At 68.5% G+C, this 22,728-nt stretch carries 18 protein-coding genes and 1 pseudogene; 16 read left to right on the forward strand and 3 right to left on the reverse strand.

The window, feature by feature from the left end; genetic code table 11:
- The first annotated feature begins 11 nt into the window (after positions 1-11).
- The 7 genes from ACF3ND_RS13280 to ACF3ND_RS13310 all read left to right on the forward strand — a co-directional run bounded on the left by ACF3ND_RS13280 (position 12) and on the right by ACF3ND_RS13310 (position 8,826).
- Positions 12-446 (forward strand): DoxX family protein, encoded by a 435-nt coding sequence (locus ACF3ND_RS13280; protein WP_394061166.1) that lies wholly within the window; start codon positions 12-14, stop codon positions 444-446.
- A complete protein-coding gene (locus ACF3ND_RS13285) occupies positions 443-1,516 on the forward strand; it encodes an efflux RND transporter periplasmic adaptor subunit (RefSeq protein WP_394061168.1) in 1,074 nt (357 codons plus the stop codon). The genes ACF3ND_RS13280 and ACF3ND_RS13285 overlap by 4 nt, the downstream gene beginning before the upstream one ends.
- Positions 1,513-4,623, forward strand: coding sequence for a MexW/MexI family multidrug efflux RND transporter permease subunit (locus ACF3ND_RS13290; protein WP_394061170.1), 3,111 nt, complete (start codon positions 1,513-1,515; stop codon positions 4,621-4,623). Before ACF3ND_RS13285 ends, ACF3ND_RS13290 begins: the two co-directional genes overlap by 4 nt.
- A 3-nt stretch (positions 4,624-4,626) precedes the next feature.
- On the forward strand, positions 4,627-6,069 hold the full coding sequence (locus tag ACF3ND_RS13295) for an efflux transporter outer membrane subunit (protein ID WP_394061172.1): 1,443 nt from the start codon (positions 4,627-4,629) through the stop codon (positions 6,067-6,069).
- 156 nt (positions 6,070-6,225) lie between these two features.
- Positions 6,226-6,384, forward strand: a complete 159-nt coding sequence (locus ACF3ND_RS13300; protein WP_394061174.1) for a hypothetical protein — start codon at positions 6,226-6,228, stop codon at positions 6,382-6,384.
- Complete coding sequence (locus ACF3ND_RS13305; protein ID WP_394061176.1) at positions 6,381-7,517, forward strand: methionine ABC transporter ATP-binding protein; 1,137 nt, start codon at positions 6,381-6,383, stop codon at positions 7,515-7,517. The genes ACF3ND_RS13300 and ACF3ND_RS13305 overlap by 4 nt, the downstream gene beginning before the upstream one ends.
- 454 nt (positions 7,518-7,971) lie before the next feature.
- Positions 7,972-8,826 (forward strand): DMT family transporter, encoded by an 855-nt coding sequence (locus ACF3ND_RS13310; protein WP_394061178.1) that lies wholly within the window; start codon positions 7,972-7,974, stop codon positions 8,824-8,826.
- Positions 8,827-8,980: 154 nt separating this feature from the next.
- On the opposite strand, the gene ACF3ND_RS13315 is transcribed toward ACF3ND_RS13310, so the two are convergent.
- Genes ACF3ND_RS13315 through ACF3ND_RS13325 form a run of 3 tightly spaced genes read right to left on the reverse strand, consistent with a single transcriptional unit; the run spans position 8,981 to position 11,836 of the window.
- The gene (locus ACF3ND_RS13315; RefSeq protein WP_394061180.1) at positions 8,981-9,577 is read right to left on the reverse strand and encodes a c-type cytochrome; all 597 of its coding nucleotides are present in this window, start codon (positions 9,575-9,577) and stop codon (positions 8,981-8,983) included.
- A complete protein-coding gene (locus tag ACF3ND_RS13320; protein ID WP_394061182.1) occupies positions 9,574-10,182 on the reverse strand; it encodes a cbb3-type cytochrome c oxidase subunit II in 609 nt (202 codons plus the stop codon). Before ACF3ND_RS13320 ends, ACF3ND_RS13315 begins: the two co-directional genes overlap by 4 nt.
- Before the next feature lies 1 nt (position 10,183).
- Complete coding sequence (locus ACF3ND_RS13325; protein ID WP_394061184.1) at positions 10,184-11,836, reverse strand: cbb3-type cytochrome c oxidase subunit I; 1,653 nt, start codon at positions 11,834-11,836, stop codon at positions 10,184-10,186.
- 238 nt (positions 11,837-12,074) lie between these two features.
- Here ACF3ND_RS13325 and ACF3ND_RS13330 point away from each other — a divergent pair, with 238 nt between their 5' ends.
- The 9 genes and pseudogenes from ACF3ND_RS13330 to gspF all read left to right on the forward strand — a co-directional run bounded on the left by ACF3ND_RS13330 (position 12,075) and on the right by gspF (position 22,695).
- Positions 12,075-13,499 carry a PLP-dependent aminotransferase family protein gene (locus ACF3ND_RS13330; RefSeq protein ID WP_394061186.1) on the forward strand — a complete coding sequence of 475 codons (1,425 nt, stop codon included), beginning with the start codon at positions 12,075-12,077 and terminating at the stop codon, positions 13,497-13,499.
- Positions 13,500-13,702: 203 nt separating this feature from the next.
- A pseudogene (locus tag ACF3ND_RS13335) lies at positions 13,703-14,039 on the forward strand (lipocalin-like domain-containing protein).
- A 263-nt stretch (positions 14,040-14,302) separates the two neighbouring features.
- On the forward strand, positions 14,303-14,740 hold the full coding sequence (gene gspG, locus ACF3ND_RS13340) for a type II secretion system major pseudopilin GspG (protein ID WP_394061188.1): 438 nt from the start codon (positions 14,303-14,305) through the stop codon (positions 14,738-14,740).
- 5 nt (positions 14,741-14,745) lie between these two features.
- Positions 14,746-15,741 carry a type II secretion system minor pseudopilin GspK gene (gspK, locus tag ACF3ND_RS13345; RefSeq protein ID WP_394061190.1) on the forward strand — a complete coding sequence of 332 codons (996 nt, stop codon included), beginning with the start codon at positions 14,746-14,748 and terminating at the stop codon, positions 15,739-15,741.
- Complete coding sequence (locus tag ACF3ND_RS13350) at positions 15,738-16,850, forward strand: GspL/Epsl periplasmic domain-containing protein (RefSeq protein ID WP_394061192.1); 1,113 nt, start codon at positions 15,738-15,740, stop codon at positions 16,848-16,850. Before gspK ends, ACF3ND_RS13350 begins: the two co-directional genes overlap by 4 nt.
- Positions 16,847-17,422: a type II secretion system protein GspM gene (gspM, locus tag ACF3ND_RS13355; protein ID WP_394061194.1), complete on the forward strand. Its 576-nt coding sequence runs from the start codon at positions 16,847-16,849 to the stop codon at positions 17,420-17,422. Before ACF3ND_RS13350 ends, gspM begins: the two co-directional genes overlap by 4 nt.
- On the forward strand, positions 17,409-20,033 hold the full coding sequence (gspD, locus tag ACF3ND_RS13360) for a type II secretion system secretin GspD (RefSeq protein WP_394061196.1): 2,625 nt from the start codon (positions 17,409-17,411) through the stop codon (positions 20,031-20,033). Before gspM ends, gspD begins: the two co-directional genes overlap by 14 nt.
- The gene (gspE, locus tag ACF3ND_RS13365) at positions 20,030-21,472 is read left to right on the forward strand and encodes a type II secretion system ATPase GspE (RefSeq protein ID WP_394061198.1); all 1,443 of its coding nucleotides are present in this window, start codon (positions 20,030-20,032) and stop codon (positions 21,470-21,472) included. Before gspD ends, gspE begins: the two co-directional genes overlap by 4 nt.
- 17 nt (positions 21,473-21,489) lie before the next feature.
- On the forward strand, positions 21,490-22,695 hold the full coding sequence (gspF, locus tag ACF3ND_RS13370; RefSeq protein ID WP_394061200.1) for a type II secretion system inner membrane protein GspF: 1,206 nt from the start codon (positions 21,490-21,492) through the stop codon (positions 22,693-22,695).
- The last annotated feature ends 33 nt before the right edge of the window (positions 22,696-22,728 follow it).

A 22,728-nucleotide genomic window follows, 5' to 3' on the forward strand; every position in this document is an offset into this window, starting at 1 on the left:
AGGAACCCGTCATGCCCCGTTTCATCCAGACCCTGCTCGCCAGCGCCGCCCTGTGGCTGCTGGCGCGCGTGCTCATCGTGATCGTATTCACCAGCTCCGGCCTGGCCAAGCTGCTGGACTTCCAGCAAGGCGTCCAGGAGATGACGCAGGCCGGCCTCGAGCCGGCCGTATTCTTCAACGTGCTGACCGCCGTCACCCTGCTGCTGGGTTCGGTCCTGGTCCTGGCCGACCGCGCCCTGTGGCTGGGCGCCGGCATGCTGGCCGTATTCCTGGCCGCCACCATCCTGGTGGTGCACACCTTCTGGAACATGGAGCAGCCGCAGGCCATGCTGTCCATGTATTTCGCGCTGGAGCATCTGTCGCTGATCGGCGGCCTGATGGGCCTGGCCATCGCCAGCCATCTGCGCCGCCAGCTGCTTGCGATGCGCGGAGGGCTGCAGGCATGAGCAAACGAACAACATGGGTGCTGATCCCCGTGCTGGCCGGCGCGCTGGCGCTGGGCTGGAGGCTGATGCCCGCTTCGCGGGACGCCCAGGCCGGCGGCGCCTATCCGCCCGCCGTGGTGGAGCTGGCGGACGTGCGCGAGGAAACCGCCCCGCGCCTGCTGCACGCCGTCGGCGAACTGGAAGCCTGGCGGCAGGTGCAGTTGAGCGCGGAAACCAGCGGCCGGATCCGCGACATCCGCTTCGAATCCGGCCAGCCGGTCAAGGCCGGCCAGCCCTTGCTGCTGCTCAACGACGAACTGGAGCAGGCCAGCCTGCGCCGCCAGCAGGCGCAGCTGAAGCAGGCCGCGCTGCAACTGGAACGCGTGCGCCGGCTGAAGGCCGAGCAGGCCGCCACCCAGGAGCAGCTCGACCAGGCTCGGGCCGACCATGACATGGCCCAGGCTCAGGTGCAGCACGACCGCGCCCAACTGGCCCTCAAGCAGGTCAACGCTCCGTTTGCCGGCCGCATCGGCATCACCCATCTGCATCCGGGCCATTACCTGCAGCCCGGCCAGGCCATCGCCAGCCTGGTGGACGACAGCCGGCTGCGCGTGAACCTGACCGTGCCCGAACACGTCTTGCCCGAGCTGAGCGTGGGCCAGGCGCTGACGCTGCAGGTCGACGCCTGGCCCGGCCGGACCTTCCAGGCGCGCATCGCCGCCATCGATCCCCTGGTCGGCGCCTCGCGCACCGTGCGGCTGCAGGCCATCCTTCCCAATGAAGACGGCCGTCTGCAGGCCGGCATGTACGCCCGCGCCCAGATACCTCGTCCTGCGGGCGCTCCGGTGCTGAGCGTGCCCGAGACGGCCCTGACCTACACCGCCTATGGGCAGACGGTCTTCGTCGCATTCAAGAACGAACAGGACCAATGGCAGGCGAAGCGGGTGTCCGTGCAGACCGGCGAGCGCTGGGACGAGCGCGTCGAGATCATCCAGGGCCTGGAGGCCGGCGACACCGTGGTGAGCGCGGGCCAGATCAAGCTGCAGGACGGCTCGCTCCTGCAGCCGGCCGTCGCCGGGGAGAACTCATGAATACGCCTTCCCGCCCCGGCTTCACCGACCTTTTCGTGCGCCGGCCCGTGCTGGCGCTGGTGGTCAGCGCCCTTTTGCTGATGCTGGGCCTGTTCGCCCTGCAAAAGCTGCCCATCCGCCAGTATCCGCTGCTGGAAAATTCCACCATCACCATCACCACCGAATACCCCGGCGCCTCGGCCGAGCTGATGCAGGGCTTCGTCACCCAGCCCATCGCCCAGGCCCTGGCCTCGGTGGAAGGCGTGGACTACCTGTCCTCGACCTCGGTGCAGAGCCGCAGCGTGGTGACCCTGCGCATGGAGCTGAACCGGGATTCCACCCAGGCGCTGACCGAAGTGATGACCAAGGTCAGCCAGGTCCGCTACCGCCTGCCCGAAGGCGCCTACGACCCGGTGGTGGAGCGCTCCTCGGGAGACTCCACCGCCGTGGCCTACGTGGGCTTCTCCACCCGGGACCTGTCCGTCCCCGAACTGAGCGATTACCTGTCGCGTGTGGTCGAACCCATGTTCTCCACCATAGACGGCGTGGCCAAGATCCAGACTTTCGGCGGGCAGAAACTGGCCATGCGCCTGTGGCTGGACTCGGACCGCATGGCCGGCTACGGCCTGACCGCGGCCGACGTCGCCCAGGCCGTGCGCCAGAACAACTACCAGGCCGCCCCCGGCATGATCAAGGGGCAGCACGTGCTGAGCAACATCCGCCTGAATTCGGACCTGACCAGCGTGGCCGAATTCCAGGACCTGATCGTGCGCCAGGACGGCACCTCGCTGGTGCGGCTGCGCGACATCGGACGGGTCGAACTGGGCGCGGCCGCCACCGAGACCAGCGCCCTGATGGACGGGCTGCCCGCCGTGCACCTGGGGCTGTTCCCCACGCCCGGCGGCAACCCCTTGCGCATCGTGGCCGGCATCCGCGACCGCCTGCCCGACATCGAAGCCACCCTGCCGCCCGGCGTCAAGGTGGACCTGGCATTCGAAACCGCCCGCTTCATCCAGGCCTCCATCGACGAGGTGCTGCGCACCCTGACCGAAGCCATGCTGATCGTGGTGCTGGTCATCTATCTGTGCCTGGGATCCATGCGCAGCGTGCTCATTCCCCTGGCCACGATACCGCTGTCCATGCTGGGCGCGGCGGCGCTGATGCTGGCCTTCGGCTTCAGCGTCAATCTGCTGACACTGCTGGCCATGGTGCTGGCCATCGGGCTGGTGGTGGACGACGCCATCGTGGTGGTGGAGAACGTGCACCGCCACATCGCCGCCGGCCGCCCTCCGGTGGTCGCCGCCCTGCTGGGCGCGCGCGAAGTGGCGGGACCGGTCATCGCCATGACGCTGACCCTGGCCGCCGTCTATGCGCCCATAGGCCTGATGGAAGGCCTGACCGGCGCGCTGTTCAAGGAGTTCGCCCTGACCCTGGCCGGCGCGGTGCTGGTGTCCGGCGTGGTGGCCCTGACCCTGTCCCCGGTCATGAGCTCGCTGCTGCTGCCCGCCCAGCAGGACGAGGGACGCATGGCCCGCATGGCCGAACACGTCTTCGGCGCACTGTCCGAACGCTATGGCCAGGTCCTGGCCGCATCCCTGCGGCACCGCTGGATCACCGGCCTGCTGGCGCTGGCGGTGTGCCTGAGCCTGCCGCTGCTTTATCGGGCCACGCACAGCGAACTGGCGCCCATCGAGGACCAGGCCAGCGTGCTGACCGCCGTCAAGGCCCCGCAACACGCCAACCTGGCCTACGCGCAACGCGACGCCCTGCAGCTGGACAAGGCGTACTGGGCCATTCCCGAGACGGCCGGCACCTGGATCATCGTAGGCACGGACGGGCCGGCGGCCAGCTTCGGCGGCATCAACCTGCGCGACTGGAACAGCCGCGACCGCGACGCCAGCGCCATCCAGGGCGAACTGCAGGGACGCGCCGCCGCCATCCCCGGCAGCAGCATCTTCGCCTTCCAGCTTGCGCCGCTGCCGGGCTCCAGCGGCGGCCTGCCGGTACAGATGGTGCTGCGCAGCCCCGGCGACTACCGCAGCCTGTACGACACCATGGAGCAGGTCAAGCAGCAGGCCCGGGAAAGCGGGCTGTTCGTGGTGGTGGACAGCGACCTGGACTACAACAATCCCGTGCTGCGCGTGGACATCGACCGCAGCAAGGCGGCCAGCCTGGGCATCAGCCTGCGCGACATCGCCGATTCGCTGGCCGTGCTGGTGGGCGAGAACTACCTGAACCGCTTCGCGCTCGAAGGCCGCGCCTACGACGTGATTCCCCAGAGTCAGCGCGACTACCGTCTGACGGCCCAGGCCCTGACGCGCCAGTTCGTGCGCAGCAGCCAGGGGGAACTGGTGCCGCTGTCCGCCGTGGTCCAGGTGAGCACCGACGTGGAGCCCAACAGCCTGCGTCAGTTCAACCAGCAGAACTCGGCCACCCTGCAGGCCATCCCTGCGCCGGGGGTGACGCTGGGGCAGGCCGTGGCCTATCTGGACGAACTCGCCCGCGCCCTGCCCGCCGGCTTCACGCACGACTGGCAGTCCGAATCGCGCCAGTACACGCAGGAAAGCCAGTCGCTGGTGCTGGCCTTCCTGGCCGCCCTGGTCGTGATCTACCTGGTGCTGGCGGCCCAGTACGAAAGCCTGATCGACCCCGTGATCATTCTGGTGACGGTGCCGCTGTCGCTGTGCGGCGCCCTGCTGCCGCTGGCGCTGGGCCTGGGAACGCTGAACATCTACACGCAGATCGGCCTGCTGACCCTGGTGGGCCTGATCAGCAAGCACGGCATCCTGATGGTGGAGTTCGCCAACGAACTGCAGGCCAGCCAGGGGCTGGACAAGCCGCAGGCCATCCTGCAGGCGGCCCGCATCCGCCTGCGGCCCGTACTGATGACCACGGCCGCCATGGTCTTCGGCCTGGTGCCGCTGCTGTTCGCCTCCGGGGCGGGCGCCAACAGCCGCTTCGGCCTGGGCGTGGTCATCGTCTCCGGCATGATGATCGGCACCTTGTTCACCCTGTTCGTCCTGCCCACCCTCTATACCTGGCTGGCCCGCGACCATGCCCGCCAATCCGATACGCCGCGCGCCCGGGCCCTGGCGCAGGCCCTGCATGCTTCGACAGGAGAATCCTGATCCATGACGCCATCCATTTTGACCACGCGCCCGCGCTTCGCCATGCCCGCCGGCGCCCTGGCGCGCCGCCTTGCGGCCCTGCTGCCCGCCTTGCTGCTGGCCGGCTGCGCCGTCGGGCTGGACAGCTCCGTGCCCAGCGCCCCCGCCCTGGCCGACAAGGACTGGAGCGCGCAGTTCGCTCCCGCTGCGGCTGCCGCGCAGCGCCCGGCCTGGTGGAGCCTGCTGCAGGATCCGCAACTGGACGCGCTGATCGCCGCCGCCCTGGACCATAACCTGGACATCGCCCAGGCCCGGGCCCGCTGGCGCGCCTCCCGCGCCCTGGTGGACGAGCGCCAGCAGGACAGGCTGCCTGCCGTCACCGCCCAGGCCCGCCACACGCGCAGCGGCTCACAGTTCACAGCGCCGGACGGCACGCTGGACCATGCCGTCACGGAGAACTGGCGGCTGGGGCTGGACGCCGCCTGGGAAATCGACCTGTTCGGCCGCCTGGAACAATTGGCCGCCTCCGCCCAGGCGCGCAGCCAGGCCGCTCAGGACCGACTGGAACTGATGCGCCAGGCCATCGCGGCCGAGCTGGCGCGCCAGTATGTCCAGGCCCAGGGCCTGCAGCGGCGCTTGACGCTGGCGCAGGAAGATGTGCGCAGCTGGGAAGAAACCCGCCGGCTGGTGCGGGCCGGCGTCGCCCTGGGGCGCGAGCTGCCCGAGAACCTGGACAATGTCCAGGCGGGGCTGGAGCGCGCCCAGGCGCAGATCCCGCGGCTGCGCAGCGATCTTGAGCTGGCCCGCCTGCGCATGCAGGTGCTGGGCGGCGGCAGCACGTCCCCCGTGCAGGCTCCCCTGCCCGAGCCGGCGGCTCCGCTGGCGGCCTCGCTGCCGCTGGGCGATGTGAATGCCATGCTGCTCAATCGCCCCGACGTGCGGGCGGCGCGCCAGGAACTGCTGGCCCGTTCGCACGAGGTCGCGGCGGCCACGGCCGAGCTCTACCCCCGCGTGGACCTGGCCGGCTTCATCGGTTTCTTCGCCCTGCGCGGCAGCAGCCTGGGCCACGCCGCACGCGCCTTCGAGCTGTCGCCCGGCGTACAGTGGCCCGCGCTGCGCCTGGGCCACGCCCGAGCCCGGCTGCGCGGCATGCAATCCTTGTCGGACGAATCACGCCTGCATTATCAGCAAGTCGTCCTGCAGGCCCAGGAAGAAGTCCAGGGCGCCCTGCACAGGCTGACGCAGCACCAGCAAAGCCTGCTGAGCCTGACGCGCGCCGCCGCCCACCTGCAGGCGGCCCATGACCGCGCCCTGGCCCGCTACCGCGCCGGTGCGGGGCAATACCTTCAGGTGCTGGAAAACCAGCGCAGCCTGAACCAGACCCGCCAGGAACTGGCCCAGGCCGAAACCGGTTCTTACCTGAACGTGATCGCCCTGTACCAGGCGCTGGGCTGGGGCGCCCCGTAAGGGCAGGGCCTTGGAAACCATAACGTCATAACCGTCGGACACCATTAATTAATGGAAACTTGGTAGTTAAAGCCTTCTCCGCTGTCTGATTCAATGAATCGGACAGCGCCCCCGGGCCCTGTGCATCCGCAACACACAGCCCAACAGAGAATGCTCATGACCCGATTTCTTTCTTCCTTCCCGGCCGCCCGGATGCCGGGCATGCCGGCCTGCGACATCGCCGACCTGAAAATTGGCGTGGTTCCCGGCACCATGAATCGCCTGCGGATCCACGACATCAGCGCCAACCCGTGCCTGCGTCCGGCCCAAGCATGAGCGCCGCCCTGAACCCCGCCCTGGCCCTGCCCCGAGGCGACACGAACGCGCTCGACGTCGCGCTCGCCCCGGCGCGCGGCGCGGGCAGCGTCTCCTTCGAGCAGATCGACAAGATCTATGCGTCCGCGAACGGGCCTGTGCATGCCCTCAAGGACATCAACCTGGACATACCCGCCGGCAGCATCTACGGCATCATCGGGCGCAGCGGCGCGGGCAAGTCCAGCCTGCTGCGCACCATCAACCGGCTGGAGACGCCGACCCGGGGCCGGGTGCGCGTGGATGGAGTGGACATAGGCCGTCTGAACGAGGCCCAGCTGGTCGCGCTGCGCCGGCGCATCGGCATGATTTTCCAGCACTTCAACCTGCTGTCGGCCAAGACGGTCTGGGAGAACATCGCCCTGCCGCTGCAGGTCGCCAACGTGCCGCGCGCCGACATCGCCGCCCGGGTGGACGAGCTGCTGGGCCTGGTAGGCCTGCAAGACAAGCGCGACAGCTATCCCAGCCGCCTGTCCGGCGGCCAGAAGCAGCGCGTGGGCATCGCGCGGGCGCTGGTGCATCATCCCGAGATCCTGCTGTGCGACGAGGCGACCTCGGCGCTGGATCCCGAGACCACGCATGCCATCCTGCAATTGCTGCGCGGCATCAACCAGCGCCTGGGCATCACCATCGTGCTCATCACCCATGAAATGAGCGTGATCCGCGCAATCGCCGACCAGGTGCTGGTACTGGAGCGCGGCGAAATCGCCGAGCACGGCGAGGTCTGGAAGATCTTCGGCAATCCCCGCCATCCGGCCACGCGCGCCTTGCTGGCCCCGCTGCAGCACGACCTGCCGCCCGATCTGCGCCAGGCCCTGCGCAGCGAGGCGCCCGCGGCCGGCGGCGAGCGCCTGCTGCAACTGAGCTACAACGGCCGCGACCGCCTGGAACCCGATCTGCTGGCGCTGGCCCAGGCCCTGCAGGCGCCGCTGCGCCTGGTGCACGGCGGGGTCGACCGCATCCAGGGTCATGCGCACGGACGCCTCATCGTGGCCGTGCCGGCGCACGCCGCCCTGCCGCCCTTGCGCGCCCTGACCGAACAGCCTGGCGCCCTGGCGCACGGGATCGAGGACCTGGGCTATGTCCCGACCCACTGACACGCAGATGATGGCCTCCCCGGCGCCATCGCCTGCGTCACACCCCTGGCGATGCCGACCATCCACGATGGCTGGCGGCCCTGCGCCGCCCCGGCCCAGCGCATCGCCCGGCTCGAGCCCGAGCACAGCCGATGACAATGGCCTAAGGCCGTGCTACAGTGCTTGAAACTGAAATCTTTCCAGATTCTCACTCCATGAACTGTCCCGCACCTTTCTTGCTGAACACCGACGCCGCCTTTCCGGCCGTGTCCGTGCGGGCAGCCACGCCTCCTCCCTTCCTCGTTGTCGTCGTCGCAGACGTACGCAGCGGCGTTCATCCGCCACGCGCCGTCGTCGCAGACACGCATAGCGGCGTTCGCTGCTAAGCCAATCCACTTTCATTCCTTCGCATCGATCATCCGCGCCTCTTTCCGGGCGCGCGCGAAGGCAATTCGAATCTGATAGACAACGAGACATGACTACATCCACATCCCGCGCCCAATGGGGCGCCATGCCGCTGTTCGTGCTGCTGTGGGGCAGCGCCGGCATTTTCACCCGCATCGGACTGGACCACGGCTCCGTACTGGCCATGCTGACCCTGCGCTTTGCCATCGCCCTGCCCGTCGTGCTGCTGCTGGGCTGGAGCCAGGGCGGCTGGCTGCCGTCCAAGGGCCTGCGCTGGAGCACCGCTGCCGGCGGCCTGCTCATGATAGGCCTGTACTCCCTGTGCTATTTCGAGGCGCTGGGCAATGGCATCACCCCCGGCCTGCTGGCCACCATCCTGGGCGTGCAGCCCATCCTGACCCTGGCGCTGACGGAACGGCGCTTTTCCCCCGCCCGCCTGGCCGGCCTGTGCCTGTCCCTGGCGGGCCTGGTCCTGGTGGTCTACCAGAGCCTGATCCTGACCCGCCTGTCCCTGCCCGGCCTGCTGTTTTCGCTGGGCGCCCTGCTGAGCATGACGCTGGGCGCCATCCTGCAAAAGCGCAGTCCCCAGCCCCCGCTGCAGGCCATGCCGCTGCAATACGCCCTGTCGCTGCTGCTGTTCCTGTTGCTGGGGACCTTCCAGGATGTGCATTGGGACAACACCGCCGGCTTCTGGGGCCCGGTGCTGTGGCTGAGCCTGGTCATCTCCGTGCTGGCGCAGTTGCTGCTCTACCGCATGATACGCAGCGGCAACCTGGTCAACGTCACCAGCCTGTTCTACCTGGTGCCGGTGGTCACGGCCGGACTGGACTACCTGGTGCTGGGCAATGCCTTGCCCTTGACGGCCGGACTGGGCCTGCTGGCCATCCTGGCCGGCCTGTCGCTGTCCTTCCGCAAAAGCGGCTGACGCGCATCGACGTCACAGGAAAAAAAGACCGGAAATCCGCCCTGGGGTCGGGCGGGTTTCCGGCCGAAAAGTCAGGGGCCTGTTCCTGACATGCCGTTTCACATTTGCTTCTAATAATTGATCCCTTTGTCTGCATGGCATCCGGAATTCCGGATCAGGGCCTGGCTCCGTGCGCGAGCAGCGCCTGCTCGCCATTCCAGGGCGTCGTCTGGTCCGCGCTGGCGGCGCGCGCCTTGGCGACCGCCGCCGCATCCATCTCCGAGGCCCCGTTCTGCCATTCACCGCGAATGTAAGTCAGCACCGCCGCCAGTTCCGCATCGCTGAACTGCTCGCCGAAGGCCGGCATGGAGCCGTTGTAGGTGTGGCCCTTTACCGTGATGGGGCCGTGGATGCCGTGCAGCACCAGCTTGGCCAGCACCTCGGGCTCGCCCTTGACCCATTCGGACCCGGCCAGGGGAGGAAACACGCCGGGCAGCCCCATGCCGGTGGCCTGATGGCAGGCCAGGCACGCATTGGCGTACAGCTGTCTGCCATCCACGGACGCGCCGGGTCCGCTCTCCTGAGGAGCCAGCACCGCCAACGGGCGCCGATCGCCCAGGCCGGCGGCGCTGTCGGGCTGCGCCGTGAAGATGTAATACACCGCCCAGGCGATCAGGGCGCCCACTACGGCGATCACGATGCGGGGAATAGGGTTGTACTGTTCGTGCGGATCCGCATTCTCGCTCTGGCGCGTCTGGATGGGCGGCCTCATTGCATGCGCTCCTTCTGCTCCAGCGTGATGACGGGATAGGTGCGCTTGAGGCTTTGCAGATAGGCCACCAGATCCAGCGCCTCGGGCCTGGCGACCACGACCTTGCCCTGGGGCCCCACGTCCGGCGGCAGGTTCACCACCCGTTCGCCGGGTGCGACCTGCTCCTTGTCCTTGGCTTCGAACAGGAAGCGATAGGCCGGCATATTGCTGCCCGGCGTGTAGGCGCGCGGATCATACAGATGCCCCAGGTGCCAGTCTTCGCTGGGCTGGCGCACGCCGATATTGAACAGGTCCGGCCCGGTACGCATGGTGCCCAGCAGAGGCGGATCATCGTAGTGATAGTCGCCGGCCACCGATGCCCGGCCCCAGCCCCGGCTCGCATCCGCAACGCCGGCGCCCGTCGTGCTGGGCTGCTGCGTGTGGCAGGCGATGCAGGCATTGGCCCGATACACGGCCCTTCCCCGCAGTTCCTGGCTGGTGTAGGGCTTGAGCCCTTCGGGCGCGGGCTCGTCCTTCAACTGCAGGAACGGCACCACGATCATGGCCGCCGTGGCCAGCGACAGGGTCACCATGGACCCGACGATCAGCTTCAGTTCATTTTCCATTTCAGGCCTTCGCAGCGACACTGCCGCGCTCGGTTACGGGGTTGCGCTCGGTCACGGCGAAGACGCCGGAACGCAGGATGATCAGCAGCACGTGCAGGGCGAATACCAGATGGCCCAGCGTCATCAGGGCGCCGCCCAGGGAGCGGCCTTGCAGCCAGGGCATGGTGACCGCGACGGAATCCATGAACGAGCGGGCCGGATCCAGCAGCGCCAGGCCCTGCAGCACGCCGCCGATGCTGAGCGTGATCATGTAGACCGCGAAACCGGCCGCCACCAGCCAGAAATGCAGGGAAATCAGGGCGGGACGCGGCCAGGCCGTGTCCAGGATGCGAGGCATGGCGAAGTACACGCCGCCGAAGATGACCATGGTCACGAAGCCATACATGCCCAGGTGGGCATGCGCCACGGTGAAATGCGTGAAGTGCGTGACGGCGTTCAGCGAGCGCAGGGCCTCCAGCGAACCCTGCAGCGAAGCCAGGGTATACATCATGGCGCCGAACACGATGAAGCGCAGCACGGGCGAGTGGCGCAGCGCGCTGAAATGGCCCTTCAGCGTCAGGTGCTGGTTGGCCGAAAAGGCCAGCACGGGAATCACCATCATCACGCTTTGCACGATGGACAAGGTGATCAGCCATTCGGGAATGGGGCCGCCGATCAGATGGTGGGCGCCGACCTGGCCGTAGAAAAAAGCCAGGGTCCAGAACCCCAGCAGGGACAGGTTGTAGGAGCGTACCGGCCGGCCTATGACCTTGGGCAGAAAATAGTAGATGGCGGCAATCGACATGGGCGTGTAGAACAGGCCCAGCACGTTGTGGCCGAACCACCAGTTCATGGTGGCCTGCTCCACGCCGAAGTGCACGCCCGGCGCCTTGGCCACGATATACAGGATGGGGAACCAGAACAGCGCAGCGCCTATGTACCAGACCGACACGTACAGGTGCTTGACCTTGCGCCGCGAGAGCATCAGGGCCAGGGGCATGCCTATCATCATGCCGCCGAAGGCGAACAGCACGCCGATCTGCCAGGGAATCTCCAGCCACTCCATGCCGGCGTTCAGGCCTATGGCCAGAGCGCCCATGCCGGCCACCAGCGCGGCGTTCCACACCAGCCCGCCCACCATGACCAGGCGGCCGCCCAGCAGAGGGGTCTGCAGCAGGCGCGGCAGCATCCAGATCGTCAGCCCCAGCAATCCCATGGGCGCCCAGCCATAGGCCACGCCGTTCAGGTGCAGGGTGCGCAGCCGCCCGAAGCTGAGCCAGGACACGTCGCCCAGGAACTCGGGCCAGTGCAGCTTGAGCGAGCTGATCAGGCCCGCAAACGAGGCCACCACCAGCCAGACCACCGCACAGGCGATCAACAGGAAAGCCGGCAGCGAGCTGGAACGGTCGGCCTCTTCGCGGGCGCGCAGCTCGGCGGCGGCGGCGGTCTGGCCCTGATTCTCGGCCAGGTGGGCGCGCGCTCCCAGGCTCAGGGCCTGGTGCTGCGCCGCGCCGGCGGATGGCTCTTCGGGCCGGCCGATCTCGCCGGCATGGAAAATGGTGCGCGCGCCGCTCACGTCGGCGTCGAACAGGCCTTTGCGCAAGGACCAGATAAACGCAAATAGCCCGGCAATCGACAGGATAAATGCGGCCAGCAATAGCGCCGTCGGGTTCATGGTATTCCTCTGACAGAGTGGCGCCGGAGCCTTGTCCGGCGCAAACGAAAACACCCGGCAAGGCTACGCGGCCCTCCTCTGCATTCCAAGAATCAGTTGCGGCGCCAAAAACCGTATCAGTTGCATGGAACGCCGCACGTGCGGCGCAGCGCTTGCGTCCGGCGGAAAGCGGATCAGATAATGAAAAAACGCTTTTCCCCGCATTGACCCTATCAGACGCTCCCTGGGACCGCTTGCCATGAAACTCTACGAACGCCTGGCCGATGAACTCGCGCAAGCCATTCACCAGGGCACCTTGTCCCCCGGCGACCGCATGCCCTCCGTGCGCCAATTGATGGACAGGCACAAGGTCAGCGCCTCCACGATCTTCCAGGCCTACTACCGGCTCGAATCGCAGGGCCTGATCCTGGCCAGGCCGCGCTCGGGCTATTACGTCTCGCCGTCCGCCGCGCGACTGGCGCTGGAAGCCGACACGGCTTCACGTCCGCCGTTGCAGGCCACCAGCGTCAGCAACAGCGACCTGATCCTGGCCATCCTCCAGTCGGCCTCCAAACGCTCCGTCACGCCCCTGGGCTCCGCCTTCCCCAGCCCCCTGTTGTTCCCGCTGGAGCGGCTGGGCCGCTTCCTGTCGGCCGGCGTCAAGCAGCAGGATCCCTGGGCCAGCGTGGACGACCTGACGCAGGGACATGCGCCCCTGCGCCGCCAGATCGCGCTGCGCTACCTGGCCGACGGCATGGCGATCAGTGCGGACGACATCGTCATCACCAACGGCGCGCTGGAAGCCCTGAACCTGTGCCTGGCGGCCGTCACCCGGCCGGGCGACATCGTGCTGGTGGAGTCCCCCACCTTCTACGCGGCCCTGCAATCGCTGGAGCGCATGAAGCTGCAGGCCGTGGAAGTGCCCACCCATCCGCGCGAAGGCATAGACCTGGACGCCCTGGAACAGGCCATCCTGCGCCATTCGCCCAAGGCCTGCTGGCTGATGACCACTTTCCAGAATCCCTTGGGCAGCCTGATGCCGGACGCCAAGAAGGCCGAGCTGGTGGCGCTGCTGGCGCGTCATGACATTCCCCTGCTGGAGGACGATGTCTACGGCGAACTGTATTTCGGCGCGCATCGCCCCCGGCCCGCCAAAGCCTTCGACCGCCAGGGTTTGGTGATGCACTGCTCTTCCTTCTCCAAGACGCTGGCGCCGGGCTATCGCATCGGCTGGGCCGTCCCGGGCCGTCATGTGCAGGAGGTGGCCAAGGCCAAGCTGACCACCACGCTGACCTCTCCGGTTCCCACCCAGCTGGCCCTGGCCGGCTACCTGGAGAAAGGCGCCTACGACAGGCATTTGCGCCGCCTGCGCGCGCAGTTGCGCCAGCAGCGGGACGATTTCGCGCAAGCGCTGGGGCGCAGCTTCCCGCCCGGCACCCGGGCCACGCGGCCGGAAGGGGGCTATTTTCTGTGGGTGGAACTGGACAAGCACGCCAACACCCTGGAACTGCACCGCCAGGCCCTGTCCCAGGGAATCAGCATCGCGCCCGGCTCCATTTTCTCCACCACGCAGGACTACAGGCACTGCCTGCGGCTGAACTTCGGCCATCCCTGGGACGCGCGCGGGCTTGCCGCGCTCCAGACCCTGGGTGCGCTTTGCAAATCTTCGCAGCCTCAACCATAACTTCGCTTACTTCTTGGCAATAGAAATTAACTACAGCCAAAAGCTTGAGAAAAAAAGAAAGAGAAGGTCATACTGATCATTTGCAGACGCCTCCGCGCTGCCTGTCCGGGAGCACGACCATGACGACCAAATTGCGCGCCAGGCTGATCGGCGCCTGGCAACTCGAATCTTTTTCCTTCGACCCCGTGGACGGCAGCGACGCCATGCCGCCTCTGGGCCCGCGCCCGACGGGCCTGCTGGTGTACACGGAATCCGGTTTCATGTCGGCCCAGATCAGCGGCGCCAACCGCCCCCCGGGAATATGCCGCCCTGGCTTCGTCCTACATCGCCTACGCCGGCCCTTTCGAGGTGGACGAAGACAGCCGCAGCGTGACCCACTTCGTGGACATGTCGCTGATCCCCTTCTGGGTGGGAGTTCCGCAGCAAAGACTGGCTCGCCTGGACCGGGACCATCTGTACCTGACCACAGGGCAGCCTCTGCTGTTCAATGGCAAGCTCGGCCATGCCAGCCTGAAGTGGCGCCGCGCCAACACCGCCTGATCCCGATTCCAGGCGCTTTTTTCCGGTGCCGCGGGGCCGTCCGCGCCCCCCGCCGGCCGCATTGCACCCTGCCCAGGACAGGTCTTTACCCATAATCGGGAATTGAGCTTACATCAATCTCAAAAACAGCCAAAACAAGCGACAACTGTCGCTATTTGACAGCAAATAGTCCCGATTTATTTCCACAATACTGCAATGCGATTTTGCCATCATGAAGGCACCTGACAGGACGTCAGACTCTGCTTTCAAAGGATGCGCCCGCCATGCTGAATCGCTCTTCCCGCCCACGCTCCCGTCTGCGCCACGCCGGTTTCTCCTTGATCGAAGTCATGGTGGTGCTGGTCATCATGGGCGTGATGGCCGCCCTGATCGTCCCCAACCTGATGGACCGCCCCGACCAGGCGCGCGCCGCCGCGGCCCGCCAGGACGTGGCCTCCATCATGCAGGCGCTCAAGCTGTACCGCCTGGACAACGGCCGCTATCCGACCCAGGCCCAGGGCCTGCAGGCCCTGGTGCAGAAACCCGCCGGCGTGGACAACTGGCGCAGCTACCTGGACCGCCTGCCGCAGGATCCCTGGGGCAATCCCTACCAATACCTGAACCCCGGCGTCCATGAAGAAATCGACGTCTTCTCGCTGGGGGCGGACGGCCAGCCCGGCGGCGAAGGCGGCAATGCGGACATCGGCTCCTGGCAGCGCTGAACCCGATGAATCTCCAGCGTCCCGCTCTGCCCGATCGCCAGCGCGGCATGGTCGTGGTCAGCACCCTGGCCCTGGTGGCCATACTGGCCATCCTGGCCGGCGCCATGCTCGCTCGCCAGGCGGTGGATACGCGGCGCCTGGAGATCCAGCAGCAAAGCCTGTTCGTCCGCTCCGCCCTGGCCGCCGACAGGGAGCGCGCCCGCGCCCTGTTGCGCCTGCTCTCCCGCGAACAGGTCGCCGTACGGCTGGACGACCCGTGGAACCGCCCCGTCCGGCGCCGGGCGCTGCACGACGCCGGGCAGCCGCCGGCCTGGCTGTACAGCCGCATCAGCGACGAGCAGGGCAAATTCAATCTGCGCAATCTGGTGCACCAGGGCCGGGTGGACCCGCAGGAAAGCGCGGCCTTCCTGCGCCTGTGCCAGCTACTGGGCATTCCCGCCGCACAGGCCCGCCAGATCGCCCGCCGGGCCGTCATCAGCCTGGTCAGCGAGGATCGCGATCAGTCCGCCCAGAACGCACAGGACCGCCAGTCCTCCTTGCAGGCCGGCCTCGAACTGGGCTTTGCATCCGTGCCGGCGCAGGACCAGGCGCCGCGTCCGCGCATCCTCCTGGACCTGCTGCCCGAACCCGGGCTGGACGAAGCCCTGCTGGAGCGCCTGGGGGAATTCGTCACGATCCTGCCGCGCCCCAGCTGGATCAACGCCAACACCGCGCGCGCCGAAGTCATCGCCGCCTGGGTGCCCGGCCTGTCCCTGGACAAGGCCCGCGCCCTGCTGGCCGAGCGCGACAAGGGCCGCTGGTTCCTCAATCGCGGCGACATCCACCAGCGACTGAACATGCCGGAGCTGGAAGAAAGCCAGCTCAAGCTGGGCATCACCAGTCACTGGTTCCGCCTGGACAGCGCCGTGCGGCTGCAGGATGCCTGGGTCCTGTCGCGCGCCTTGCTGTTCGACGACAAACAGCACCTGCCCCAGATCGTCTGGCACAGGGAGGGGGCATGATCCGCTCCGCCCGAATCGCGCCCGGCGCCCGGCGCGTGCACGAATTGCGCATCCAGCTGCCCGCGTCGTGCGCGGAGTCCGGCAATGCCGTAGACGTGTTCTGGCGGCAGCGTAAAGGCCCCTGGCAAGCGGAGCGCCTCCCCGGCCTGGAAGCCGCGGCGTCTGGCTTCAGGCCCCGCCGCCTGAGCGCCTGCCTGCATCCGGCCGACCTTGCCTCGGCCAGCCTGCCCATGCCGCCCCTGGCGCGCCCCTTGCTGCTCAAGGCGGCCCGCCAGGCCGTGGCGGCGCGGTCCTTGAACGCCCTGGAGGAACTGCTGGTGGCGCATGGCCCGCGCAGCGAGGACGGACGCATGGACCTGGCCTGGACGTCCCGGCAGACCGCACGGCAACAGGCGCAGCGCCTGCGCCATCTCGGGCTGTCGCTGCGGGCGCTGCTTCCTCCACACGGCCGGCCCGACCTGGCCGCCGGCCGGACGGTATGGGTGGACGGCTGGGCATTGCGTCCCGTCGGCCCGCAACACCTGGACATCCTGCCGCCCGGCCATCCGTCCGCCGGGCAGGAGGCGGCGCCCGGTTCCGCCTTCGCCGTCGCGCACTGGCATTTCCCCCTGAAAGCGCTGACGCCGCAATCCTCGTCGCGCTGGCCGCGCATTGCCGCCGGCTGGGCCGCGGCGGCGCTGGCCCTGTCCCTGCTGGCCGTGCACCTGGACACGCGCCGCCTGGCCGCCCGGGGCCAGGCGCTCAAGCACGACATGACGCAGCGGGTCAAGACGGCCTTTCCGGACATGGGCATGGTGCTCGATCCGCTCCGGCAGGCTAGCCAGCAGATCGAGGCGCGCCGCGACGGCAGCGCCGATGCCATCGGCGACGATCTGTTTTCCTTGATCCAGGCCGCCGCGCCCGTCCTGGACATCGCGCAAGGGCAGATCCAGACGCTGGCCTACCAGCCCGGAACCCTGACCCTGACCTGGCGCGACGGCGCCCGGCCCGCCGAGGCCCGGCTGGCCGCGCTCAGGGAGCAGGCTTCCAACCAGCGGATCACGCTGACTGCCGAGCAAGACAGCCTGGTCATCACGGCCCAGCCTGCACCCATGGAGTCTTCGCCATGAAACCCTTCTTACGCTTGAGCAGCCCGGCCCTGAACCGCTGGATCCGGCCCCTGCAAGGCCAATGGCAAGCCCTTACCCGCCGCGAGCGGCGGCAGCTGACCCTGATGGCCGTGCTGCTGCCGGCCGCCCTGCTCTGGCTGTTCTGGCTGCGGCCGGCCTGGCAGACGCGCCAGCACTGGCAGCAGGAGCTGCCCCGCCTGCACAGGCAGGCGGCGGAACTGGAGCAGTTGCTACAGGAAAATGGCTTTGCTCCTTCGGACCCGGCAGGGCAGCGGGACGCCGGCCCATGGACGGACCGCCTGCAGGCCAGCCTTGCCCGGGCCGGGCTGGCCGCCCGGATCAGTGTGGCGGAGCCGGACATCCGCCTGGAATTCTCCTCCCCCGTCTCCGCATCCGCCCTGCTGGCCTGGCTCGCGCCGGCCGCCGCCAGGCTCGGACTGGCCGTGCAGCAGGTCCGCATGGAGCGCGCGGGCGACGACGGCGACGACGCGCTGGAGGCGCCCGTCACCGCCCTGGTTCAGCTACAGATTCGCCAACAGCCTTGGGATGGCCCGCCACATGATTCACCTTAAGCCCGTCCTGCCCCGATTGAGCGCCCTTGCCGGCAGCCTGCTCCTGGCGGGCTGCGTGACCACCACGCCGCCGCAGGACTCGGACCTGTTCACCCACGACCCCGACCTGGTCCCCGCCCCGGGGGCCGCGCGCGCACTGCCTCTGGGGCCGGATGACGCGCCCGCGCAACGCAAGGTCCTGCGCCAGCCCGCCCCGCTGCCCGCAGGCGGCGCCGCGCCTTACCGCGGCCGCGGCAGCCAGGGCCAGGACAAGGTGCGCCTGAACTTCAGCAACACCGACATCCAGGAAGTCGTCGCCGCGCTGTCCAGCTTTCTGGATCGCCACTTCCTGGTGGATCCGCGCGTCAAAGGCACGCTGACGCTGCAGTCGGACGGCGAGGTGCCCGCCTCCACCGCGTTCCAGCTGCTGGACGGCGCGCTGCGCCTGCACGGTTTCGCCATCGTGGACGTGGGCGACGTCAGCCGCGTGGTGCCCATCGCCGACGCCCGCCTGCAAGGCAGCGCCGTCAACGATCCCAAAGCCCTGGGCGGGGTGGCCACGCGCAGCTTCCGCCTGAACTACGAGAAGGCCGACGCCCTGGTCGCCGCCCTGAAACCGCTGCTGGCGCCGGACAGCGTGCTGACGGCCTACCCCAACAACAATACGGTCGTCATCACCGACAGCGTGGACAACCTGGAGCGCATCGCGGCGCTGATCCAGTCCATCGACACGCCCACGGCCCTGCACACGCTGGTGCTGCCCATCTACAACGGGGTGGCCACCGACATCGCGGCCCTGGCCAACGACATCCTGGAACAGGACGGCAACAACGCACAGCGCGACATCGCCGTCATGGCCGACCCGCGCTCCAACAGCGTCATCATCCGCTCCAGCAGCCCGGGGCGCAGCACCCTGGCGCGCAACCTGATCGTGGAACTGGACAATGCCCAGACCGATCCGGGCAACTTCCACGTGGTGTACTTGCGCAACGCCCAGGCGCGCTACCTGGCCGGCGTGCTGCGCGGCCTGCTGACGGGCGAGTCCCCGGACCAGGAACAAGGCGGCAGCGAATCCATGCGCGCCGCCCTGGGCAGTCAACGCCAGGGTCAGGACAAGCCTCGCGCCAATGCCGGCGGCAAGACGGACAAGCAAGGCTTGCAGGATCAGCCCCTGGAGCGCGACACCGGAAGCGGCGCCAGTTCTTTCTCCGCCTCCGGCGTCACCGTGCAGGCCGACACCACCACCAATGCGCTGATCATCGCCGCCCCCGAACCCATGTACCGCAGCCTGCGCCGGGTCATCGACATGCTGGACCAGCGGCGCGCGCAGGTGCTGGTGGAAAGCCTGATCGTGGAAGTGACCGAGAACGACGCCTCGGAGCTGGGCATCCAGTGGATGCGCAACAATGGCCGTTTCATCGGCGGCGCCAACCTGGGCGGGGCCGACTTCAAGACCGGGGCGACCAACACGGTGGACATGCTGCCGCGCGGCCTGTCGCTGGGCATCCTCGACGGCAGCGTCAACATCCCCGGCGCGGGCCAGATCATGAACCTGAACCTGCTGGCGCGCGCGCTGCAGAGCAAAGGCGGGGCCAACATCCTGTCCACGCCCAACATCCTGACCCTGGACAACGAGCCCGCCTCCATCCTGGTGGGCAAGACCGTGCCTTTCGTCAGCGGGCAGTACGTCACCAGCGGCGGCGCCAACAACAACCCCTTCCAGACCATAGAGCGCGAGGAAATCGGCCTGAAGCTGAGCATACGCCCGCAGATCTCGGAAGGCGGCGCCGTCAAGCTGGACATCTACCAGGAAGTCTCCAACATCGACGAAACCACCAAGGTGGAAGGCGGCATCGTCACCAACAAGCGCGCCATCGACACCAGCGTGCTGCTGGACGACGGGCAGATCATGGTGCTGGGCGGCCTGCTGGAAGACCGGGTCACCCGCGGCTCGGACGCCGTGCCGGTCCTGGGCTCCATTCCCATCCTGGGCGCGCTGTTCCGCTATGACAAGCGCGAACGCGAAAAGACCAACCTGATGGTCTTCCTGCGCCCCTACGTCATCCGCGATGCGCAGGCCGGGCGCGGCCTGACCCGGCACCGCTACAACTACATGCGCGCCCAGCAATTGCGCGGCCAGCCCGCCGAACATCCCCTGCTGCCCGACATGAGCGCGCCCGTGCTGCCGCCCCTGCGCAAACCCGCCCAGCCCCAGGCGCAACTGGACCTGCGTCCCGACCAGTGGGAGCAGACCCGCGGGCAGGACGCTCCCCCCACCCGCCAGACCGTCCAGTTGCGTCAGCGCCCGGCTCCTGCGACGCCCGCCGCCGAACAGATGCATGCGCGCCTGCCGGCGAACGTGGGCGTGCGCCAATCCCTGGACCAGGACTACGCGGCCTCGCCCGTCGAGCGGCAGGCCATCCTGATCGCCGACTCTGACCAGGAAGCCCAGGCGCGGCGCATCGCCGCCCGCGTGCAGCGCAGCGGCCTGCCCGCCTACGTGCTGGCCGGCCCGGGCGGCAACGGCTACCAGGTGCGCGCCGACGTTCCCGCGCAGGAGCAGGCCCTGGACACCTCGCTCGCGCTGCTGGCCGAGCTGGGCTACCGCGCCCGCCCCCTGGAGTCGCCATGAACGCCCTGACCGAAGCCCATCGCCTGCCCGAGCTGCCCGCCGCATGGTGCCGCAATCACCGGCTGCTGCTGCAGCAGGACCCGCCCGCGCTGCTGATCTGCGCCCGCACGCCGCATTGGGCCATATCCGAAGCCTGGCGACAGGCCGGCGCCGTGCCCGTCCAGTCCGTCGACGAGGCCGCCATGGACAAGCTGCTGAACCAGACTTACCAGGAAGGCAAGGACGCCGCTGCCGTCGTGGACGCCGCCGAATCCGACGTGGACCTGGAGCGGCTGCTGCATGACCTGCCCGCCGTCACCGACCTGCTGGACACCCAGGACGACGCGCCGGTGATCCGCATGATCAACGCCCTGCTGACCCAGGCGGCGCGCGACGGCGCCAGCGACGTGCATTTCGAAGCCTTCGAGACCCAGTCCGTGGTGCGTTTCCGCGTGGACGGCGCCTTGCGCGATGTGGTCTCTCCGCGCAAGGCGCTGCACGCGGCCCTGATTTCCCGCATCAAGATCATGTCGCAGCTGGACATCGCCGAAAAACGCATTCCGCAGGACGGGCGCATCACCTTGCGCGTGGGCGGGCGGCCCATCGACGTGCGCGTGTCCACGGTGCCCACGGTGCATGGCGAGCGCGCCGTGCTGCGCCTGCTGGAAAAAGACGCCGGCCGCCTGCAGCTGGACCGCCTGGGCCTGGCACCCGACATACGCGCCGAACTGACCCGCCTGATCCGCCAGCCGCACGGCATCGTGCTGGTCACCGGCCCCACCGGCAGCGGCAAGACCACCACCTTGTACGCCGCCCTGGGCGAGCTGGACCGCGGCGTCAGCAACATCCTGACCGTGGAAGACCCCGTGGAGTACGACCTGCCCGGCATCAACCAGATACCGGTGCACGGCAAGATAGGCATGACCTTCGGCGCGGCCCTGCGCGCGGCGCTGCGCCAGGACCCGGACAACATCATGATCGGGGAGATCCGCGACCTGGAAACCGCCCGGATCGCCGTGCAGTCCTCCCTGACGGGCCATGGCGTGCTGGCCTCCCTGCACACCAACGACGCCATCTCCGCCGTCACGCGCATGTCCGACATGGGCATAGAGCCCTTTCTGCTGTCCTCGTCCCTGCTGGGCGTGCTGGCCCAGCGCCTGGTGCGGCGCCTGTGCCCGCACTGCAAGCAGCCGGACCCGGCCGGCGGACCCGGCCGCTGCCGTCCCGTGGGCTGCGAGGCCTGCAACCATTCCGGCTACAAGGGCCGCACCGGCATACACGAGCTGTTCGTGGTGCACGAAGACATACGCCAGCTGATCCACGTCGGCGGCGAAGAACCCGCCCTGCGCGAAGCCGCGCGCCGCCACGGCATGCGCAGCATGCGCGAAGACGGGCAGCGCTGGGTGCGGGCCGGCGTCACCACCGCCGACGAAGTCTTGCGCGTCACGCGCGACAGCTAGGGACAGGGTCGGCGAACATGGCGCGCTTCCACTACCAGGTCGCCCAGGCGGACGGAGCCCTGCAGGCCGGCACGCTGCAGGCCGACTCCCTGGCCGCCGCCCGCCAGACGCTGGCCGAGCGCGGCCTGACCATCCTGGAGCTGAAGGAACTGGGCGCCGGCAGCGCCGCGCAGTCCTGGTTCAGCCCCGCCATGAACGCCGCCGACCTGTGCTGGGCGACCCGCGAGCTGGCCAGCCTGCTGAGCGCCAGCCTGCCGCTGGAAGCCGCCCTGACCGCCACCATCGAGCAGGCCGAGCGCAAGACCGTGGCCGCCGCCCTGCAGCACGTGTGCGACCAGGTGCGCGGCGGCATGCGCCTGGCCGACGCCATGGCCGAGCGGCCGCGCGACTTCCCGGCCATCTACCGCTCCCTGGTCAGCGCCGGCGAGAACGCCGGCGATCTGGCCCGCGTCATGGAGCGCCTGGCCGACTACCTGGAGAACCGCGACCAATTGCGCAGCACCATCATCAGCGCCTTCATCTACCCCGCCATCCTGGTGCTGGTGTCCACCGGCATCGTGGTGTTCCTGCTGAGCTACGTCGTGCCGCAGGTGATCGGCGCCTTCGCCCAGGCCCGCCAGGAACTGCCCCTGCTGACCCGGCTGATGCTGCAGGCCAGCCGCCTGCTGGGCGACTACGGCCTGATCGCCTTGCTGCTGGCAGCGCTGGGCATCGTGCTGGCCCGCATGGCGCTGCAGGACGCCGGCCGCCGCCTGCGCTGGCACGCCCTGCTGCTGCGCCTGCCCGGCCCGGGCGGCTATGTGCAGGGCGTGAACACCGCCCGCTTCGCCAGCACCCTGGCCATCCTGATCGATGCCGGCGTGCCGCTGCTGGCCGCGCTGGATGCCGCCCGCCAGACCTTGGGCAACCAGTATCTGGCGCAATGCGTGCGCCATGCCGCCCAGCAGGTGCGTGAGGGCTCCAACCTGGCTCCGGCCCTGAAGCGCCAGAAAGTCTTCCCGTCCAACCTGATCCACCTGCTGGCCAGCGGCGAGAAGACCGGCGCCCTGGCGCCCATGCTGGACCGCGCCGCCGCCAACCTGTCCCGCGACCTGGAGCGCCGCGCCCTGCGACTGACCGCCATGCTGGAGCCCATGATGACCCTGGGCATGGGCGCCATGGTCATGATGATCGTGCTGGCCATCCTGATGCCCATCATGGCGATCAACCAGATGGTGCAGTGAAATTGCAAAGGTAGAGGGATCAAGAAACACAGT

Origin of the sequence: Alcaligenes sp. WGS1538, assembly GCF_043187505.1 — a bacterium.
Lineage (GTDB): Bacteria > Pseudomonadota > Gammaproteobacteria > Burkholderiales > Burkholderiaceae_B > Alcaligenes.

What these genes read in the sequence shown, in the direction of transcription:
- ACF3ND_RS13280 (WP_394061166.1), top strand. Translation starts at nt 12, where the DNA reads ATGCCCCGTTTCATCCAGACCCTGCTCGCCAGCGCCGCCCTGTGGCTG.
- ACF3ND_RS13285 (WP_394061168.1), top strand. Translation starts at nt 443, where the DNA reads ATGAGCAAACGAACAACATGGGTGCTGATCCCCGTGCTGGCCGGCGCG.
- ACF3ND_RS13290 (WP_394061170.1), top strand. Translation starts at nt 1,513, where the DNA reads ATGAATACGCCTTCCCGCCCCGGCTTCACCGACCTTTTCGTGCGCCGG.
- ACF3ND_RS13295 (WP_394061172.1), top strand. Translation starts at nt 4,627, where the DNA reads ATGACGCCATCCATTTTGACCACGCGCCCGCGCTTCGCCATGCCCGCC.
- ACF3ND_RS13300 (WP_394061174.1), top strand. Translation starts at nt 6,226, where the DNA reads ATGACCCGATTTCTTTCTTCCTTCCCGGCCGCCCGGATGCCGGGCATG.
- ACF3ND_RS13305 (WP_394061176.1), top strand. Translation starts at nt 6,381, where the DNA reads ATGAGCGCCGCCCTGAACCCCGCCCTGGCCCTGCCCCGAGGCGACACG.
- ACF3ND_RS13310 (WP_394061178.1), top strand. Translation starts at nt 7,972, where the DNA reads ATGACTACATCCACATCCCGCGCCCAATGGGGCGCCATGCCGCTGTTC.
- ACF3ND_RS13315 (WP_394061180.1), bottom strand. Translation starts at nt 9,577, where the DNA reads ATGAGGCCGCCCATCCAGACGCGCCAGAGCGAGAATGCGGATCCGCAC.
- ACF3ND_RS13320 (WP_394061182.1), bottom strand. Translation starts at nt 10,182, where the DNA reads ATGGAAAATGAACTGAAGCTGATCGTCGGGTCCATGGTGACCCTGTCG.
- ACF3ND_RS13325 (WP_394061184.1), bottom strand. Translation starts at nt 11,836, where the DNA reads ATGAACCCGACGGCGCTATTGCTGGCCGCATTTATCCTGTCGATTGCC.
- ACF3ND_RS13330 (WP_394061186.1), top strand. Translation starts at nt 12,075, where the DNA reads ATGAAACTCTACGAACGCCTGGCCGATGAACTCGCGCAAGCCATTCAC.
- gspG (WP_394061188.1), top strand. Translation starts at nt 14,303, where the DNA reads ATGCTGAATCGCTCTTCCCGCCCACGCTCCCGTCTGCGCCACGCCGGT.
- gspK (WP_394061190.1), top strand. Translation starts at nt 14,746, where the DNA reads ATGAATCTCCAGCGTCCCGCTCTGCCCGATCGCCAGCGCGGCATGGTC.
- ACF3ND_RS13350 (WP_394061192.1), top strand. Translation starts at nt 15,738, where the DNA reads ATGATCCGCTCCGCCCGAATCGCGCCCGGCGCCCGGCGCGTGCACGAA.
- gspM (WP_394061194.1), top strand. Translation starts at nt 16,847, where the DNA reads ATGAAACCCTTCTTACGCTTGAGCAGCCCGGCCCTGAACCGCTGGATC.
- gspD (WP_394061196.1), top strand. Translation starts at nt 17,409, where the DNA reads ATGATTCACCTTAAGCCCGTCCTGCCCCGATTGAGCGCCCTTGCCGGC.
- gspE (WP_394061198.1), top strand. Translation starts at nt 20,030, where the DNA reads ATGAACGCCCTGACCGAAGCCCATCGCCTGCCCGAGCTGCCCGCCGCA.
- gspF (WP_394061200.1), top strand. Translation starts at nt 21,490, where the DNA reads ATGGCGCGCTTCCACTACCAGGTCGCCCAGGCGGACGGAGCCCTGCAG.